14 protein-coding genes, 2 tRNA genes and 1 pseudogene are annotated in these 16678 nt (G+C 68.3%); 10 read left to right on the forward strand and 7 right to left on the reverse strand.

The window, feature by feature from the left end; all coding sequences use genetic code 11:
* The first annotated feature begins 352 nt into the window (after positions 1-352).
* Positions 353-1536, forward strand: a pseudogene (locus tag CFREN_RS03340) (L,D-transpeptidase).
* 101 nt (positions 1537-1637) lie between these two features.
* On the opposite strand, the gene CFREN_RS03345 reads toward CFREN_RS03340, so the two are convergent.
* Together CFREN_RS03345 and CFREN_RS03350 are read right to left on the reverse strand one after the other, a co-directional pair.
* The gene (locus CFREN_RS03345; RefSeq protein WP_209653862.1) at positions 1638-2288 is read right to left on the reverse strand and encodes a response regulator; all 651 of its coding nucleotides are present in this window, start codon (positions 2286-2288) and stop codon (positions 1638-1640) included.
* Complete coding sequence (locus CFREN_RS03350; protein ID WP_246580171.1) at positions 2285-3676, reverse strand: sensor histidine kinase; 1392 nt, start codon at positions 3674-3676, stop codon at positions 2285-2287. The genes CFREN_RS03345 and CFREN_RS03350 overlap by 4 nt, the downstream gene beginning before the upstream one ends.
* Before the next feature lie 140 nt (positions 3677-3816).
* Between CFREN_RS03350 and CFREN_RS03355 the strand changes: the two genes are divergently transcribed.
* Together CFREN_RS03355 and CFREN_RS03360 are read left to right on the forward strand one after the other, a co-directional pair.
* Entirely contained in the window at positions 3817-4809 is a 993-nt protein-coding gene (locus CFREN_RS03355) for an ABC transporter permease (protein ID WP_209653852.1), read from the forward strand.
* A 67-nt stretch (positions 4810-4876) separates the two neighbouring features.
* On the forward strand, positions 4877-5728 hold the full coding sequence (locus tag CFREN_RS03360) for an ABC transporter ATP-binding protein (protein ID WP_209653850.1): 852 nt from the start codon (positions 4877-4879) through the stop codon (positions 5726-5728).
* Between the two features lie 60 nt (positions 5729-5788).
* Here the strand turns inward: CFREN_RS03360 and CFREN_RS03365 are convergent.
* The 3 genes from CFREN_RS03365 to cmrA form a co-directional block, all read right to left on the reverse strand.
* Positions 5789-5861 (reverse strand) — tRNA-His (locus tag CFREN_RS03365).
* An 84-nt stretch (positions 5862-5945) separates the two neighbouring features.
* On the reverse strand, positions 5946-6557 hold the full coding sequence (gene orn / locus CFREN_RS03370) for an oligoribonuclease (RefSeq protein ID WP_209654785.1): 612 nt from the start codon (positions 6555-6557) through the stop codon (positions 5946-5948).
* 98 nt (positions 6558-6655) lie between these two features.
* Positions 6656-7453 carry a mycolate reductase gene (cmrA, locus tag CFREN_RS03375; protein WP_209653848.1) on the reverse strand — a complete coding sequence of 266 codons (798 nt, stop codon included), beginning with the start codon at positions 7451-7453 and terminating at the stop codon, positions 6656-6658.
* A gap of 299 nt (positions 7454-7752) precedes the next feature.
* On the opposite strand from cmrA, the gene CFREN_RS03380 reads away from it, so the two are divergent.
* Positions 7753-8376, forward strand: coding sequence for a TetR/AcrR family transcriptional regulator (locus CFREN_RS03380; RefSeq protein WP_239253059.1), 624 nt, complete (start codon positions 7753-7755; stop codon positions 8374-8376).
* Between the two features lie 75 nt (positions 8377-8451).
* Entirely contained in the window at positions 8452-8802 is a 351-nt protein-coding gene (locus CFREN_RS03385; protein ID WP_070519113.1) for a hypothetical protein, read from the forward strand.
* 98 nt (positions 8803-8900) lie between these two features.
* Here the strand turns inward: CFREN_RS03385 and CFREN_RS03390 are convergent.
* Positions 8901-8974 (reverse strand) — tRNA-Arg (locus tag CFREN_RS03390).
* 124 nt (positions 8975-9098) lie between these two features.
* Here CFREN_RS03390 and CFREN_RS03395 point away from each other — a divergent pair.
* The 5 genes from CFREN_RS03395 (at position 9099) to CFREN_RS03415 (ending at position 15722) form a co-directional block, all read left to right on the forward strand.
* The gene (locus CFREN_RS03395; protein WP_209653844.1) at positions 9099-11216 is read left to right on the forward strand and encodes a bifunctional copper resistance protein CopD/cytochrome c oxidase assembly protein; all 2118 of its coding nucleotides are present in this window, start codon (positions 9099-9101) and stop codon (positions 11214-11216) included.
* A 365-nt stretch (positions 11217-11581) separates the two neighbouring features.
* Positions 11582-12121 carry a single-stranded DNA-binding protein gene (locus CFREN_RS03400; RefSeq protein WP_209653841.1) on the forward strand — a complete coding sequence of 180 codons (540 nt, stop codon included), beginning with the start codon at positions 11582-11584 and terminating at the stop codon, positions 12119-12121.
* Positions 12122-12375: 254 nt separating this feature from the next.
* Positions 12376-14046 carry an energy-dependent translational throttle protein EttA gene (gene ettA, locus CFREN_RS03405; protein ID WP_070519108.1) on the forward strand — a complete coding sequence of 557 codons (1671 nt, stop codon included), beginning with the start codon at positions 12376-12378 and terminating at the stop codon, positions 14044-14046.
* 286 nt (positions 14047-14332) lie between these two features.
* Complete coding sequence (locus CFREN_RS03410; protein WP_244979556.1) at positions 14333-14794, forward strand: acyl-CoA thioesterase; 462 nt, start codon at positions 14333-14335, stop codon at positions 14792-14794.
* Positions 14787-15722, forward strand: coding sequence for a DUF8185 domain-containing protein (locus tag CFREN_RS03415; RefSeq protein ID WP_217124650.1), 936 nt, complete (start codon positions 14787-14789; stop codon positions 15720-15722). Before CFREN_RS03410 ends, CFREN_RS03415 begins: the two co-directional genes overlap by 8 nt.
* A gap of 511 nt (positions 15723-16233) precedes the next feature.
* On the opposite strand, the gene CFREN_RS03420 is transcribed toward CFREN_RS03415, so the two are convergent.
* A complete protein-coding gene (locus CFREN_RS03420) occupies positions 16234-16665 on the reverse strand; it encodes a globin (protein WP_070519105.1) in 432 nt (143 codons plus the stop codon).
* Positions 16666-16678: the final 13 nt, after the last annotated feature.

Below are 16678 nucleotides of genomic sequence, written 5' to 3' on the forward strand. Positions count from 1 at the left end.
GCTATACAAAATCGCCTGTTCAGAGTGTGTTTTCTGGTGGGGGATCTTGGTGGGATCGAGGATGGGGTTCGGCGACGGGGCGGTAGTGGTCGAGAAGCCCCCCATCCGTGAAATGTGGCTGAATCCATGCCCACATCACATGGGCACCACCTGCGGCGACGAGCCGTTGTCGGATTGTGACCCTAACGGTGGTCGCTTGGCGTGCGTTTTCGGTGCTCAACAGACTAAGTTGACCGGGTACGTGTTTCGCATGCGTTCCCGGGCGGGCACCGACTCGGCCGGGGCGTCGTAAAGCAAACGTGCGGCGAAAGCCGCGGATGACATCAACGAGTGCGTGGAGCGATTGAGGAAAATGGGTGCTGAACTGATTCGGGGCCGACGAATCCGGGCCGTCGTGGCGGCCTTCGGCGTCGCCGCCCTGACGCTGACGGGCTGCACCGTCGGCGACTCGGAGGGGACGGATGGTTCCGGCAAGGTCCAGGAAGACAAGCCGAAGCCGGTGGCCAACGTCAAGGACGGCGCGGACGACTGGTCGGTGCTCGACCCGGTCACCGTGACCATCGACGACGCGAAGCTCGACTCGGTGACCCTGACCAACGACGAAGGCACCGAGGTCGAGGGCGAGCTGTCGGAGGACGGCACGAAGTGGACCTCCACCGAGGAACTCGGCTACTCCCGCACCTACACCATCGAGGCGAAGGCCGGCACGGAGAAGCTGTCCACCTCCTTCCAGACCGTCACCCCGAACAACCAGACCTACGGCTACCTCTCCCCGGCGGAGGGCTCCACCGTCGGCGTCGGCCAGACCATCGCGGTGCGTTTCGACGAGCCCATCGCCGACCGCAAGGCCGCCCAGGACGCCATCAAGGTGACCACGGAACCGGCGCAGGAGGGCGCGTTCTACTGGCTCAACAACTCCGAGGTCCGCTGGTGGCCGGCCGAGTACTGGGAGCCGGGCACGGAGGTCACGGTCGACGTCGACATCTACGGCAAGGACCTGGGCAACGGCTACTACGGCCAGGAGGACAGCTCCACCAGCTTCACCATCGGCGACAAGGTCATCGCCATCGCCGATGACGCGACGAAGACGATGACCATCGAGCGCAACGGCGTGGTGGAGAACTCCATGCCGATTTCGATGGGCTCGGCCCGCTGGCCCACCCCGAACGGCACGTACCTCATCGGCGAACAGCACACCAGCATGGTCATGGACTCCACCACCTTCGGCCTGTCGCTGGACGCCGGCGGCTACCGGACCCCGTCAACTACGCGACCCAGATGTCCTACTCCGGCATCTACGTCCACGGTGCGCCGTGGTCGGTGTGGGCCCAGGGCTCGCAGAACGTGTCGCACGGTTGCATCAACGTCACCGACGCCAACGCCGCCTGGTTCCAGCAGAACACCAAGCGCGGCGACATCGTCATCGTCCGCAACACCATCGGCGGCACCCTGCCCGGCACCGACGGCCTCGGCGACTGGAACATCCCGTGGGAGACCTGGAAGGCCGGCAACGCCGACGAAACCTCCTCCTGGTAGCTCATTCGCGTCCCCGTCATCCGACGCACGTGGAAGACCCCGCCCGGCCTGCAGTGGCCGGGCGGGGTTCGTCGTATGTCGGGAAGAGCGGGGAGGGGCGCTCAGAGCATGCCGAGTTCGGTGGCCTTGGCCACGGCGGCGGTGCGCGAACCCACGTCCAGCTTGGTGAAGACGTGCACCAGGTGGGACTTGACGGTCGCCTCGGTCAGGACGAGCTTTCCGGCGATGTCCTTGTTCGACAGACCGTCGGCGACAAGGCGCAGCACCTCGGTCTCGCGGGCGGTGAGGGAACGGCCCGGGTCACGCAGGCGCCCCATCAGGCGGGTGGCGACGTCACCGGACAACACGGTTTCGCCGCGGGCGGCGGAGCGGACGCCGTCGACGAGCTGCGCCGGGTCGGAGTCCTTGAGCAGGTAACCGACCGCGCCGGCGGACACGGCGCCGAGGATGTCGGCGTCGGAGGAGTAGTTGGTCACCACCAGCACCTGCGGCGGGTCGGGCAGCGCACGGATGCGGGCGGTGGCGTCGACCCCGCCCGCCTGGCCATGGGCGCCCGGGCCTTCGCCGAAACGCAGGTCCATGAGCACCAGGTCGAAGGGGCGACCGGCGTCGTGGGCGTCGGCGACGGCCTGCACGGCCTCGTCGGGTGTGGCGGCCTCGGCGGCCACGGTGATTCCGCCGTCGGTTTCGAGCACCGCGCGCAGCCCCGCGCGAACCACGGGGTGATCGTCGGCGAGCAGGACGGTGATCATTGGGGCTCCTTGGATTCGGGGTCGGTCGGGGAATCGGGGCCGACCGAATCGGCGATCACGGCGTCGGCGGCCGAGGGGTCGGATGCGGGGAGGTGGGCGTCGTCAAGCGGAACGTGCACCGACACCCCGCAGCCGGAACCCGGCGCGGACTCGATGGACACGGTTCCACCGAGGGCGGCGATGCGGCGACGCACGCCCACGATGCCCACCGCCCCGGACGGCGGTGCGGCGGTCGGATCGAAGCCGACGCCATCGTCGACGACGTCGAGGGACACCGAATCGGGCTGGTAGGTCAGGGTCACGGCGCACCGGTCGGCATGGGCGTGGCGGGCGACGTTGGCGACGCTGGCCTGGGCGATGCGGACCAACGCCGCCTCGACCTCCGCCGGCAGCGGGCGCGGATCGCCGTCGACGCTGAAGTGCGCGGGGGAACCGTCGGCGGTGGCCGGGGTTGCGGCGCAGACCCGGGCGAGTGCCACCGGCAGGTCCGCCCCGCTGAGCGCGCCGGGCTGCAGGGCGGCGATGATGCGACGGGTTTCCCTGAGATTGTCGGCGGCGACGTCGCGGGCCATGCGGATCTGTCCGATGGTGCGTTCGGTCGACGCCGACCGCTCGGCATCGGTTCGCGCGTCATCGCCGACGACGCGGGCCGACGCCTCCGCCGAATGCAGCAGCAGCTGAATGGAGGACAGGCCCTGGGCGACGGTGTCGTGGATGTCGGCGGCCAGACGGGCGCGTTCGTCCAGTTCGCCGGCCCGGCGCGACATTTCGGCGATGTCGGCGCGGGCGGCGAGCAGTTCGTCGATGGCCTCGGCGCGGGTGGTGGCCTCCTGCAGCAGCATGCGGAACCCCAGGCCCACCATCAGCGCCACCGCGGCGCCGAGGATGGGGCCGGCGACGCCGCCGACGCTCCACCCGCCGTGCCAGGCGATGATGCCGATGGCCAGCGCCGTGATGACGCCGACCATCGCCACCGCGTACCAGCCGACGGCGGCCTGCAGCACCAGGAAGAAGAGGGGAAACGCCAGCCACACCCCGTCGGGCGACGTCCACGCCAGCCCGGCGAAACAGGCGATGACGGCGGGCGGCCACCACGGCGGCTCGTCGTCGGGCTGCATGCGGCCGATGGCGTAGACGATGGCGAAGATGACCAGCCACAGCCACGTCGCCGGCGACAGGTGCCCCGATTCGGCGGTGGCGATGCCGCGCAGCGCGACGAACATGAGCAGCACGGCGACCAGCAGGTCCAGGCACACCCGCAGCCACCGCCAGATCCGGCCGAGCGCCGCTGGGTCGGTCGCGGCGGCGTCGGCGGTGGGGCCCGGGCGGGCGCCGGCGGCGGGGTCCGGCCCTGCGGCGGGGGAGGGGGTCTCGGGGCGGTCGTTCACGCCCCCCAGCGTAAGTGCCGCACGCGCCGGGGTGCAGGTGGCGGGGCGCGGCGGCGTCGTCGGGGTCAACCGAAAGTTGGGAGGCAAGTCCCATCCCGCGGGCGATTCGCCGGAGGCCCGCGCCGACGACCATTGGAGTCATGTACCAGGCAACTCGTGAACTCCGCGCCGCACCCGGGCGCACCGCATTGATCACCGTCACCGTCGGCTTGATCGCCGTGCTCGTCACCATGCTGTCCGCATTGGCGGCGGGCTTGTCCCATCAGTCGACGTCGGCGTTGTCCGAATCCCTCGGCGACGACGATGCCGTCATCGTCGCCGACGCCGGTTCTCCGTCGTTGGCGGCGTCTCGCTTGACGACGGCCCAGGTCACGGCCGCGAAGTCCGAGGGCGGGGCCGAGGTGTGGTCCGTGGGCCGCGCGCGCCTCGGCGGTGAGCCGGTTTTCGTCTTCCCGGACCATTCGCTCGGACGCAACGAGATCCGTCCCTCCGACGCCGTCGCAGAGGATCTTCCGGAGTCCGGCACCGCGACCTTCGGGGGACGGACGGTCACCGTCGCCGGTACCGCGGGTGACCTGTGGTGGGAGCACCAGCCGGTCGTGTTCGTCGACCCCGCGCTGGCGGAGCAGATCGCCGGTGGTGCGTCGGCCGTCGTCGTCGATGAATCCGTGACCGAGGCCCCCGAGGTCGACGGCACCGTGGTCGTGCGCGGCGACGAGCGCATGGACCTGTCGTCGTCGAACAAGGGCGAGCAGATGTCGCTCAACGCGATGACGTCGTTGCTGTACCTCATTTCCGCGTTGGTCGTCGGCGCGTTTTTCATGGTGTGGACCGTCCAGCGCATGCGCGGCGTCGCGGTGTCTTCGGCGCTGGGGGCGTCGCGTCCGGTGCTGGCCGCCGATTCGTTGGGCCAGGCGCTCATCGTGCTGGCGCTTGGCGTCGGTTCGGGCGTCGCCGTCACCGTCGGCGCGGGCACGTGGCTGTCGTCCAGCGGCATCATGCCGGTGCTCATCGATGCGTCGACGACCGCGTGGCCGGCGTTGGTCCTCGTCGGCACCGGATTGATCGGCGCGGCCGTGGCGCTGGTGCCCGTGCTGCGCGTCGAGCCGAGGGAGGCGCTGGCCAATGCGTGACCCCGCCGGCCCGAACCGGACCGCCCGCACCACCTTTGCCCCGCATGAACGCGAACAGGAGACCACGATGACCTCGTCCACCGCATTCGATTCCCGCACCGCCGATTCCCGCACCGCCGATTCCCGCACCGCCGATTCCCGCACCGCCGATTCCCGCACCGCCGACGCTCGTCGGGCGCTGCACGTCTCCGGCGTCGGCCTGGAGGTCGCCGACGGTTCCGCGACGCGCCGCATCCTCGACGACGTCTCCCTCGACGTCGACCGCGGCGAGGTCGTCGCCGTCACCGGCCCCTCCGGATCCGGCAAGTCCACGCTGCTCGCGGTGGCGGGCTGCCTGCAGACCCCCGACACGGGCGTCGTCACGCTGCATGGTGCCGACGGCGACGTCGACCTGACCGCCCGGGGCGCCGACGCGACGCGTGTGCGTCGCGAACACATCGGTTTGGTGTTCCAGCAGCCGAACCTGCTTCCCGCGTTGACGGTGCGGGAGCAGCTGATCGTCATGACGCGCCTGGGCCGCATTCTTCCGCCGCCGGCCTCCGAGCGTCGCCGCGCCCGCGAGCGTGCCGCCGAGTTGCTCGAGTCCGTGGGACTGAGCGGTATGGCCGAGCGCCGCGTGTCCACCCTGTCCGGCGGTCAGCAGGCGCGGGTGAACCTGGCGCGAGCTTTGATGAATGAGCCCGAGTTGCTGCTGGTCGACGAGCCCACCGCCGCCCTCGATCGTGCCTCCGCCGAGGCGGTCACCGACCTCATCGTCGACGTCACCCGCCACTATGGGGCGGCGACCCTGTACGTCACCCACGATCCCGGCCAGGCCGAGCGCGCCGACCGCGTCATGGAGATGGTCGACGGACGCCTGACCGACGTCGGCGCGCCGGGCGGGTCGGCTGCGCAGCGGGAGCACGCCGTGGCGAGGTAGTCGCCGCGAACCCCGCGCATGCGAAAGGCCCGGACCAAACGGTCCGGGCCTTTCCTTCGGGGTGACTGACGGGACTCGAACCCGCGACACCCAGGATCACAACCTGGTGCTCTACCAACTGAACTACAGTCACCATCGCATTCACGACGTCGGGGTAACCCGCGCCGTGCAGCGGATTACAGGATAACCCACGAATCGTGCCCGACAAAACCGCAGGTCATCGGCATGCTTGACGACGGTCCGGCCCAGGCCACTCCATCGGCACGGCACGCATGGCGTCCTCGGCCGCCCGCGTGACCTCATCGGTGGACGGTCCCTCGCCGGGGACGAGCATGGCGCGGCGGTAGAACTCCAGCTCGCGGATCGACTCGCGGATGTCGGCCAGCGCACGGTGCGACATGCCCTTCTCCGGCTGCCCGAAGTACACGCGCGGGTACCAGCGGCGGGCCAGTTCCTTAAGGGAGGACACGTCGATCATGCGGTAGTGCAGGAACTGGTCGAGCTCCGGCATGTAGCGGTTGATGAAGCCGCGGTCCGAGGCGATCGAGTTGCCGGCCAGCGGCGCCTGACGCTCGGCGGGCACCCACTGGCGGATGTAGTCGAGAACCATGCGCTCGGCTTCGTTGACGTCGACGGTCGACCGGCGGATCTCGTCGGTAAGGCCGGAGGACGCGTGCATTTCGGTGACGAACGAGTCCATCTGCGCCAGTTCGGTCTCCGAGGCGTGGACCACGATGTCGACGCCGTCGCCGAGGATGTTGAGCTGCGCATCCGTGACCAGGGCCGCGATTTCCACGATGACGTGCCTGTTGGGATCCAGGCCGGTCATCTCGCAGTCGATCCACACGATGCGGTCGTACTTCGGGGCAACGCCGTTGGAATCGTTGCCGGCGTTGTCGTTGCAGTTGGCGTCGTCGTGCGCGTGGGTCACTGGGCCATCCCTTCGTAGAAACGTCCGATGATGGGGGCGACGAGCCACCTCGGCAGGTAATTGCCCGCGGTGTTCATGCCCTTGCTCAGGGCGCCGGGCACCACCCGCAGGCGATTGGCCGCCACCGCATCGAGGCTGTCGCGGGCGCAGTCGTCGGTGGAGGTCCACAGGAAATCGGGGACGTTCTCGTCGACCTCGTTGGCGCCGCCGTCACGCTCGTCGGGACGCACCGGGCCGGGGGCCAGCAACGTGCAGTGCACGCCGGTGCCCTTGAGGTCGTAATGCAGCGCCTCGGTGAACGTGTTCACGAACGCCTTCGTGCCCACGTACGTGGCGTTGTTCGGGATGACCGTCGTGCCGGCCGCCGAACCCACGTTGAGGATCGCACCCGAACCGCGCTCGACCATCTGCGGCACCACCAGCTGCGTCAGATCGAACAGGGCGGTGGCGTTGAGCTCGAACTGCGCCTTCTCGTACTCCGGGTCCAACTCCTGGAAACGGCCGAACGTGGCGATGCCGGCGCAATTGACCATCACGCTGATCCGGCGCTCCCGCAGCTCGTCGCAAAGCACCTCCCGCTCCCGCGGATCCGACAAATCGCAGGGACGGACCTCCACGGACAGGGACGGGCCCGACAGCTCCGCGGCCAGGGCCTCCATCTTGTCCGCCGACCGGGCAACGAGAATCAGCGAATGGCCGCGCCGGGCGAGTTCCCTGGCCAACGCCTTTCCGATGCCTTGCGACGCGCCGGTCACCACGGCGCGGTAATCGGGATGGGGAGCGGGCAATGCCATGTTCGTCCTCGCGGTCGGTCGACGGATGGTTACGCCGCAAGCCTAGTGCGCCGAGACGCCGCCCACGGGCCGGCCCGGCACCCGATGTTCCGGCGGGGAGGGGCCCATGAGGCGGCGGCAATGGGGGAAAGGGTTGTTTGCCCATGTCGGAGACGTATACGGGTGTCCCCTTCATGGGTGTGGGAAACGGGGATCACGCAGATCGCGCATTACCATTGACCCAGATTCGATTGGTCGCAGGACCAAAAGCCTTCACCCCGGCCGAAAAATTCCCGGTCGGACGCGGGAAAGGAATGACGATGAACCGCGGCAACGACGCCAGAACCTCGGTCGACGAGGCCATCATCGAGGCGGCGCGCGAAAGCATCATGTCCGTCGGACTTCGCCGCACCTCCATCGCCGAGATCGCCCGCAACGCCGGAGTGTCGCGCCCGACCGTTTACCGTCGCTACGCGGACCTCGACGAACTGTCGAACGAAGTGATCACCCGCGAATTCCTGCGGATCCTCGCCGAGCTGCGCGACATGCCCGGCGACGCCCGCCAACGCATGGTCGCGCGCTTCCGCATCATCCTGGCCAGGCTGTCCAACGGCGAATTCTTCCTCAACCTCGCCGAAACCGACCCCGAACGCATCGTCCGCGCCATCATCCGCCCCAAGGGATCCAGCGAACGGTCGATCATCGAGCAGTACATCCTGCCGGGCATCAACCACGGCCAGGAAGACGGCTCCATCCGCGACGGTGACCCCATCGTGCTGGCCAACAACGTGTTCATGGTCATGCAGTCCGCCGTGCTCATGTGCTCCAACCTCCTGCGCGAAAGCGTCGGCGACGGGGCCAACGGTGCAGACGGTGCCGAAGATGCCGTGGAGGCCGCCGTCGACGAAGTCACCGAAATGGTCGACCGTTACCTGCGGCCGTAAGTCTGCGTCGCGTGTGCCGGGCCCGTCGGCGCATTCGGCTAAGGCGATCAATCCGACGAACCGAAGGAGATCATCGTGCGCTCTCTTTTCCTCGCCGCCGCAGCGGCCCACGCCGTGCTGGTGGCCGTTCTTTTCACCGCTTCGGTCGACGTGATGCTTCTGTCGGGCATCGGCATCGTCGCCACCCTCGTGACCGGGGTGGTGGGGCTGGTGCGCAAGGGCATCGGCGCCGGAATGTGGGCGGGCGCCGTCGCCGGGCTCATCGCCCTGCTCGGATGGGGGTCGTGGTTGCTCGTCTGGGCGACCGACCCCGACCGCAACGACCCGGTGATCAACGTCTGGGGCATCCTGCTGCCGGGGCTCGCTGTGATCATCTACCTGGTGGCGGCCGCGTTGCCGTCCACCCGCCGCGACGTGGCCGGCTGAATCGACCGCCGGAATCCGAGGCGCCGCGGCCAGGTCGCGGCCAATCGGAAAACCCCGTCGCCCTGCAATGGAACAGGACGGCGGGGGTTTTCGCACCGTGCCCCCGGCAGGATTCGAACCCGCGACCAGCCGGGTAGAAGCCGGATGCTCTAATCCACTGAGCTACGGAGGCATGCGAAACGGAATGATAACCCGGCCACCGGGATGCCCGGTAAGCGGGCGAGCCGCGGCGGGGGAGGGAACGGCGCGCCAACCGGAATTCTGCGGCCCCACCTCGGGGGTCTACCCTAGGGGGCATGACTGCGACGACGACCCGACCGACGCGCAAGGTCCGGGGAACCCTCGGCTGGTACGTGGTTTTCGCCTTGGTGGCCGGCGCCCTCGCGGGCGCGCTGTCGCTGGCGTTCAACATGGAATCCCGGACGACCCTGGGCATCCCGGACCCCGGATTCATCACGACGGTGGGCTTCCCGCTGGCGAAGGCCGGCGGCGAAATGCTGGCCGCCCTGGCGATCGGTTCGTTCATGTTGTCGGCGTTCGGCTCGCGGCCCAGGCCGGACGGGACGGTCGACCTCGACGGCTGGGCGGCGGCGCGCACCGGCCGGTGGGCGATCCTGAGCTGGGGGCTCATCGCGCTGCTGCAGATCCCGCTGGTGCTGTCGGACGTGTCGGGCCAGCCGCTGTCGACGACGATCCGCCCGGAGAACTGGTCCCTGGCCCTCGAGCAGGTCAGTGAGGCGCTGGCGTGGCTGTGGGTGGCCATCTTCGCCCTGGTCGTGGCCGTCGGCTCGGCGCTGACCAGCAAGTGGATCTGGCAGCCGGTGTTCTTCGCCGTGTCGCTGCTGTCGATGATGCCGCTGGCCGTCGTCAGCCACAACGCCACCGGCGGCAACCACGATTACGGCACCAACTCGTACATCTGGCACCTGACGTTCACGGTGTTCTGGGTCGGCGGTCTGATGGCGCTCATCGGCCATGCGCGCCGCCGCGGCGAGTTCATGTCCGAGGTCGCGTCGCGCTACAGCTTCGTCGCGCTGGTCGCGTTCGTGGCCATGAGCGCGTCGGGCGTGATCAACGCGGCGATCAACCTGTCGTGGCACGACCTGTTCGACAACAACTACGGCATCCTCGTGGTGGTCAAGACGCTGCTGATCGTCGTGCTGGGCCTGTTCGGCTACATGCACCGGAAGGTGACTATCCCGGCGCTGGACAAGGACCCCAACGGCCCGGCGTTTTGGCGTCTGGCCATCGTGGAGGTTCTGGTCATGGCCGTGGCGGTCGGTGTCGCGGTGGCGCTGGGCCGCACGCCTCCGCCGCCGAATTACTCGGACCAGGCCGGTGGCGAGGGCCTGCCGCCGATCACGCAGATGGAGGTCAAGCTCGGCTACAAGCTGGAGATCCCCTTCGGCTGGGAGGCGATGTTCACGCAGTTCCGGTTCGACATCTTCTTCGGCTCGGCGGCGATCATCGCGGCGTGGATCTACCTGTACTGGCTGCGGAAGCTGCGCAAGCGCGGCGGCGAGTGGCCGATTTCGAACACGATCTGGTGGCTGTCGGGTTGCGCGCTGTTGCTGTTCACGTCGTCGTCGGCGTTGGGCGTGTACATGCCGGCGCTGTTTTCGGTGCACATGCTGGCGCACATGCTGTACTCGATGGCGATTCCGGTGATGTTGGCCCTGGGCGGCCCGGTGACGTTGGCGTTGCGGGCGCTCAAGCCGGCGGGTCGCACGGGTCTGCCGGGTGTGCGCGAGTGGTTGGTGGCGTTCATCAACAATCCGGTGTCGCGGTTCCTGACCAATCCGATCGTGGCCACGGCGCAGTTCGTCGCGGGTTTCTACCTGCTGTACATGACGCCGTTGTACGACTTCCTGGCCGACGAGCACGCCGGTCACCTGTTCATGAACATTCACTTCCTGATCTCCGGGTACATCTTCTACTGGGTGATCATCGGCGTGGATGCGGCGCCGCAGCAGATTTCGCCGGCGGTGAAGCTGGTATCGCTGATGGGTTCGCTGCCGTTCCATGCGTGGTTCGGCATCACGTTGATGCAGATGCAGCAGGTGTTGGCGGAGGAGTACTACCGCAATCTGGCGTTGCCGTGGTACGTGGATTTGCTGGAGGACCAGAACGTCGGCGGCGCGGTGGCGTGGGCGTTGGGTGAGGTGCCCCTGTTCATCGTGATGACGGCCCTGTTCGTCCAGTGGCGGCGCAGCGACGAGAGGGATGCCGCCCGCTACGACCGCAACGCCGAGCGCGATCATGACGCTGAGTTGGAGGCCTACAACGCCATGCTGGCGGCGCGCACGAGCCGGGGCATGACCGACGAGGAGCGCGAGTACTACACCGGCACCGTCGATGCCGAGCATGAGGTGCATCTCGGGTCGGCGAAGGACGCCGGGAAGCTGGGCAGGTAGCTCTTTTTCGGGGGCGTTTTCGCAGGTTGGCGCGCGGCGGGTGGTTCCCGTCGCGCGCCTTTTGCGTTCGCCGGCGCGCCTTTTGCTTTACGACGCCCACCGGGTCGCACAGGAGTCTTCACGGCGAAGGGCCTTGGGCTTTACGACGCCCACCGGGTCGTGCAGGAGCCGCCACGGTGAAAGGGATGGGGTAGGCGTCGTCAAGCGGAAAAATCCGGGGCCTGTGGATAAGCCCCATAATCTGCGATTCATCCACAGGCCGTCGAAACGGCGGTGGTGGCCGGCGGGCGAAGGCGGCATCGTCGGACGTGCGAGGCCCGGAACGACCAGCGCTCCGGGGACCACGACACGAAGGGGGACTCGCAATGTCCGAGATCAAGGTGACCATCGTCGGCAACATCACCAAGAAGCCGGAGATCAAGACCACCGCCAACGGCAAGCTGGTGACTCGCCTGCGCGTCGCATCGACCCGCAAGCGCCACATCGACGGCCAGTGGGTCGACGGCGACACCGCGTACATCGACGCCGAATGCTGGGACCGCCTGGCGCAAAACGCGGTGAACACGTTCGCCAAGGGCGACCGCATCATCGCCGAAGGGCGCCTGTGCACCGTCGAATGGCAGGACGACGAAGGCAAAACCAAGTCGTACACCAAGGTCATCGCCGATTCCGTCGGCCCCGACCTGCGCTTCGCCACCGCGGCGATCACCCGCATCAAGGGCGGGTCGTCGCGCGCCGCGGAGGCCGAGCGCCGCGCCCGCGAGGCCGAGGAAACCGAACAGCGCATGGTCCACGACCAGGGCGTCGTCCCCAACGAAACCAACCACTTCGACGAGTCCGTGCAGCGCGACGACGCCGGCGGCGCATACGGGACGGAGGCGGAGATGGCCCAGATGGTCTCGTAGCCGGTCGGGGCGCTCGTCGGGGAAGTGCGCGGGCCGCCATCGGGGAAGTGCGCTCGGGGTGCCGTCGGAGAAGTTCGCTCGGGCCGCCCGTCGGGGAAGTTGCCGCCGCTACCGGTAAGGTGAGGGCGAATGTGCGCGGGCGGTGATCGTCGCAACGCAACACCGGCAACCGCGACGGCGAAAGCCCGGTCCCGGCGGGGCGGCCCCCGGCGCACCTGAAGCGAAACCACCAACCTCCGAAGGAGAGCGCAGCAGTGGCTGAGTTCATCTACCAGATGAAGAACGTGCGCAAGGCGCACGGCGACAAGGTCATTCTCGACAACGTGACCATGGCGTTCTACCCCGGCGCCAAGATCGGCGTCGTCGGCCCCAACGGCGCCGGCAAGTCGTCGATCCTGAAGATCATGGCCGGCCTGGACCAGCCCTCCAACGGCGAGGCCTACCTCGAGCCGGGCGCCACCGTCGGCATCCTGCTGCAGGAGCCGCCGCTCAACGAGGAGAAGACGGTGCGCGGCAACGTCGAGGAGGGCCTCGGCGACATCTTCGACAAGAAGCAGCGCTTCGAGCAGATTGCCGAAGAGATGGCCACCAACTACACCGACGAGCTCATGGAGGAGATGGGCAAGCTCCAGGAGGAGCTCGACGCCGCCGACGCCTGGGAAATCGACTCCAAGATCGAGCAGGCCATGGATGCGCTGCGCTGCCCGCCCGGCGACGAGCCCGTCACCCACCTGTCCGGTGGCGAGCGCCGACGCGTCGCCCTGGCCAAGCTGCTGCTGAGCGAGCCCGACCTGCTGCTCCTCGACGAGCCCACCAACCACCTCGACGCCGAGTCGGTGCTGTGGCTCGAGCAGCACCTGCAGAAGTACCCCGGCGCCGTCCTGGCCGTCACCCACGACCGCTACTTCCTGGACCACGTCGCCGGCTGGATCTGCGAGGTCGACCGCGGCAAGCTGTACCCCTACGAGGGCAACTACTCCACCTACCTGGAGCAGAAGGCCGCCCGCCTCGAGGTCGCCGGCAAGAAGGATGCCAAGCTGCAGAAGCGCCTGAAGGACGAGCTGGCGTGGGTCCGCTCCGGCCAGAAGGCCCGCCAGGCCAAGAACAAGGCCCGTCTCGAGCGCTACGAGCAGATGGTGGAGGAAGCCGAGCAGTACAAGAAGCTCGACTTCGAGGAGATCCAGATTCCGACGCCGCCGCGCCTGGGCAACCAGGTCGTCGAGGTGTCGAACCTGGAGAAGGGCTTCGACGGCCGCGTCCTGATCAAGGACCTGTCGTTCACCCTGCCGCGCAACGGCATCGTCGGCGTCATCGGCCCGAATGGCGTGGGCAAGTCGACGCTTTTCAAGACCATCGTCGGCCTGGAGCAGCCGGACGCCGGCGAGGTGAAGGTCGGCCAGACCGTCAAGCTCAGCTACGTCGACCAGGGCCGCGAGAACATCGACCCGGAGAAGACCGTGTGGGAGGTCGTCTCCGACGGCCTGGACTACATCCACGTCGGCCAGAACGAGATGCCGTCGCGCGCGTACCTGTCCGCCTTCGGTTTCAAGGGCGCGGATCAGCAGAAGCCGTCGAAGGTCCTGTCCGGCGGCGAGCGCAACCGCCTGAACCTGGCCCTGACCCTGAAGCAGGGCGGCAACCTGATCCTGCTGGACGAGCCGACCAACGACCTCGACGTCGAGACCCTGTCGTCGCTGGAAAACGCCCTGCAGAACTTCCCGGGCTGCGCCGTGGTCATTTCCCACGACCGTTGGTTCCTGGACCGCACCTGCACCCACATCCTCGCGTGGGAGGGCAACGTCGAAGAGGGCCAGTGGTTCTGGTTCGAGGGCAACTTCGAGGGCTACGAGAAGAACAAGGTCGAGCGCCTCGGCCCCGAGGCCGCCCGCCCGTCGCGCGTCACGCACCGCAAGCTGACCCGCTGATGCCCCCGCGCGGGGGTCGACCGCGCTAGCCTGGGCCCGTGGCCGCTGATGACGGTGGCCGCGGGCCCCGCGCATGTTCCCGGCGCCACCGCACCCGGCGGGTGGTGCGGCGTCGAAAAGCCGCCCGGCGGGTGGTGCGGCGTCGAAAAGCCGCCCGGCGGGTGGTGCGGCGTCGAACGGCGGCCCGCACCGAACAACCGTGAATCACCCGAAGCACCCGCGAGTAACCCGAAGTACCCGCGAATCACCCAAAGCACCCGCGAATCACCCGAGAGAAGTGGACGAGATGCCGGATACCAACGCCTTCCTGACCACCATCCCCGTGCGATGGTCGGACTTCGACCAGTACGGGCACGTCAACAACACCGCGTACCTCGAGTACGCGCAGGAGGCCCGCGTCGCCTTCGCCCGGGCCAGCGTTGAAGGCGGCACCGGAAAGTTGGGCACCGTGGTGCGCCACATGGAGATTGACTACCTCCGCGCCCTGCTGCCCGACACCCGGGAAGTGCTGGTCGCCACCGAGATCATCGACATGGGCAAGACGTCGTACACCATCCGTCAGGCCATCAAGGACGAGCACGGCCACATCGCGGCGGTGCTGACCACCGTGATGGTGCTGTTCGACCTGGAGGAGTCGCGCGCCAGCGAGTTGACGCCGACGGTGCGCAAGGCGTTGGAACGTTTCGCCTCGCCCGAGCTGACCGCCGGTGCCGGGGCGAATGCCGAAGCCAGTGGCGACGATGAGTGACGCCGGTGCCCGGGGCGGTTCCGGGGCGTCGACGGGTGGGGCGTCGAATGGTGGGGCGTCGGCGGGCGGGGAGTCTCTCGTCGTCCATGACGTCGCGGCGCTGACCAATCTCGGCGTCCTCGCCCGTAAGGCGGTGGCGCTGGATGCGCAGGCGTTGATCCGGGTTCGTGCGCTTCCCGCGGGGTCGCCGGATGACCTGGTCGCGGCGTCTCGGCCGGCCGGCGTTGCGCGTGTGTGGGCGACCACTCCCTTTGGGCCGGTGGCGTGCCGCACGATGGCCATCAGCCCGGGGCGCGGTGGTCGCGATGATGTCGTCGTTCGGGCTGATGCTGTGTCCGCCGTCACGGGTGACGCCCGGTCGGTGCCGCAGATCGATGCCGCCGTGCCGATGACGTTGGAGTGCGGTGCCGCCGCCGATTCTTCGTGGCCGGGCAGTGTGCCGGTGGACGGTGGGTGGACCGTCGTCGATGCCGTGCCGGCGGGCGTCTTCCGCGACTTGGAGACGCAGGCGAGGGGAGTGGCCAAGGAAGAATCGGGCCCGTTGGGCTTGCCGACGTCGCTGCTCGACCAGAAGGTCCTCACCGTCCGCGGTGCCCGTCTCGCCGATACTTCGGGGAATGAGGGCGGCCTGACTGCTGGTGCTGCCGGGCGTGAACGTGGCGCGACTGCTGCTGCCGGGCGTGAACGTGGCGCGACTGCTGCTGCCGGGCGTGAACGTGGCGCGACTGCTGCTGCCGGGCGTGAAGTTGGCCCGGTCGCCGAGATTTCCATGCGCGAGGTGTTCGCCTTGTGTGCCATGGGCTTCATCCCGGTCAAGCCCTCCACCGATGAGCCCGTGCGGGTGTCGGTGAAGGGGCGTTGGCGTCGACTCGATGGGCGATTCGGAAGCGTCTACGCCTCCGAAGGGCTTGGGGTTCTGCCGTTGTAGCGATCGGCGCGTCTGCCGCCGGTGTCAACAACGGCGCATCCCTCTGCCACGAGCGTCGGGACGGCCCACTCGTCCCGCCCGACCGACCGCATGGCCCACTCGCAGCCGGTCGCTCCACCCCTTCGAGTCATCCCGCTCGCCTCATGCGCCCCACTCGCCCCATTTTCTGGTGGGCTCACCCTCTACTGGAGGTTTGATCCGCATTTAGTCGGCTGATTTGTTGCAAGTCCGCCCGCAAAAGCCCAGGTGAGAATTTGAGAATTGCAACAAATCAGCCGACTAAATGCAGATCAAAATCGAGCTGTTATAGGTGGGGCGCAAGTGGCCCGTGGCGCGATGCCTGCGCGGGCGAGCGGGGGAGTTGGGGCGGATGGCCGGCGCGGGGTGGGAGGCCGCGCGGGGCGGGGGAGTTTGGGGTGTGGCGAGCCTGCGGGGTTGAGACCTTGCCGGGAGCCGGCGAGGGACGGGGGAGGGGGCGACGCGAGGCGGGAGGCCGCGCGGGGTACAGCAGCTACGCGTGGGTGTTGATGAGCATGTCCGCCACCCGCACCATGTGCTCCCACATGGCGTCGCGGTGGGGCTTCGGCAGCTCCTCGTCGGACACCTCGGCCAGCGACAACGCCATCAACTCCAGCCACCGGTCACGGGCCGCCATATCGACGACGAACGGGTGATGACGCATGCGCAGCCGCGGATGGCCCCTTTCCTCGTTGTACGTGGTGGGACCACCCCAGTACTGCTCGAGGAACATCCGCAAGCGCCGCTCGGCGCCCTCCCAATCATCGGCGGGATACATCGGACCGAGGATGTCGTCCTCGCGCACGCGCACGTAAAAACCGTGCACCACCTTCGCGAACGTATCCTCGCCGACCTCGCGGTAGAAATCACTGAACTGCGGCTGCCCATCACCGGGCGCCGCCTGAGAGGGCTGGCCGTTGGTCATGCCCACCAGGCTA

Source organism: Corynebacterium freneyi, from assembly GCF_030408835.1.
GTDB lineage: Bacteria > Actinomycetota > Actinomycetes > Mycobacteriales > Mycobacteriaceae > Corynebacterium > Corynebacterium freneyi.

Excerpts from the sequence above, each read along its gene's own strand:
- CFREN_RS03345 (WP_209653862.1), bottom strand. The coding sequence starts at position 2,288 with ATGATCACCGTCCTGCTCGCCGACGATCACCCCGTGGTTCGCGCGGGG.
- CFREN_RS03355 (WP_209653852.1), top strand. The coding sequence starts at position 3,817 with ATGTACCAGGCAACTCGTGAACTCCGCGCCGCACCCGGGCGCACCGCA.
- CFREN_RS03360 (WP_209653850.1), top strand. The coding sequence starts at position 4,877 with ATGACCTCGTCCACCGCATTCGATTCCCGCACCGCCGATTCCCGCACC.
- orn (WP_209654785.1), bottom strand. The coding sequence starts at position 6,557 with ATGACCGGCCTGGATCCCAACAGGCACGTCATCGTGGAAATCGCGGCC.
- cmrA (WP_209653848.1), bottom strand. The coding sequence starts at position 7,453 with ATGGCATTGCCCGCTCCCCATCCCGATTACCGCGCCGTGGTGACCGGC.
- CFREN_RS03380 (WP_239253059.1), top strand. The coding sequence starts at position 7,753 with ATGAACCGCGGCAACGACGCCAGAACCTCGGTCGACGAGGCCATCATC.
- CFREN_RS03395 (WP_209653844.1), top strand. The coding sequence starts at position 9,099 with ATGACTGCGACGACGACCCGACCGACGCGCAAGGTCCGGGGAACCCTC.
- CFREN_RS03400 (WP_209653841.1), top strand. The coding sequence starts at position 11,582 with ATGTCCGAGATCAAGGTGACCATCGTCGGCAACATCACCAAGAAGCCG.
- CFREN_RS03410 (WP_244979556.1), top strand. The coding sequence starts at position 14,333 with ATGCCGGATACCAACGCCTTCCTGACCACCATCCCCGTGCGATGGTCG.
- CFREN_RS03415 (WP_217124650.1), top strand. The coding sequence starts at position 14,787 with ATGAGTGACGCCGGTGCCCGGGGCGGTTCCGGGGCGTCGACGGGTGGG.
- CFREN_RS03420 (WP_070519105.1), bottom strand. The coding sequence starts at position 16,665 with ATGACCAACGGCCAGCCCTCTCAGGCGGCGCCCGGTGATGGGCAGCCG.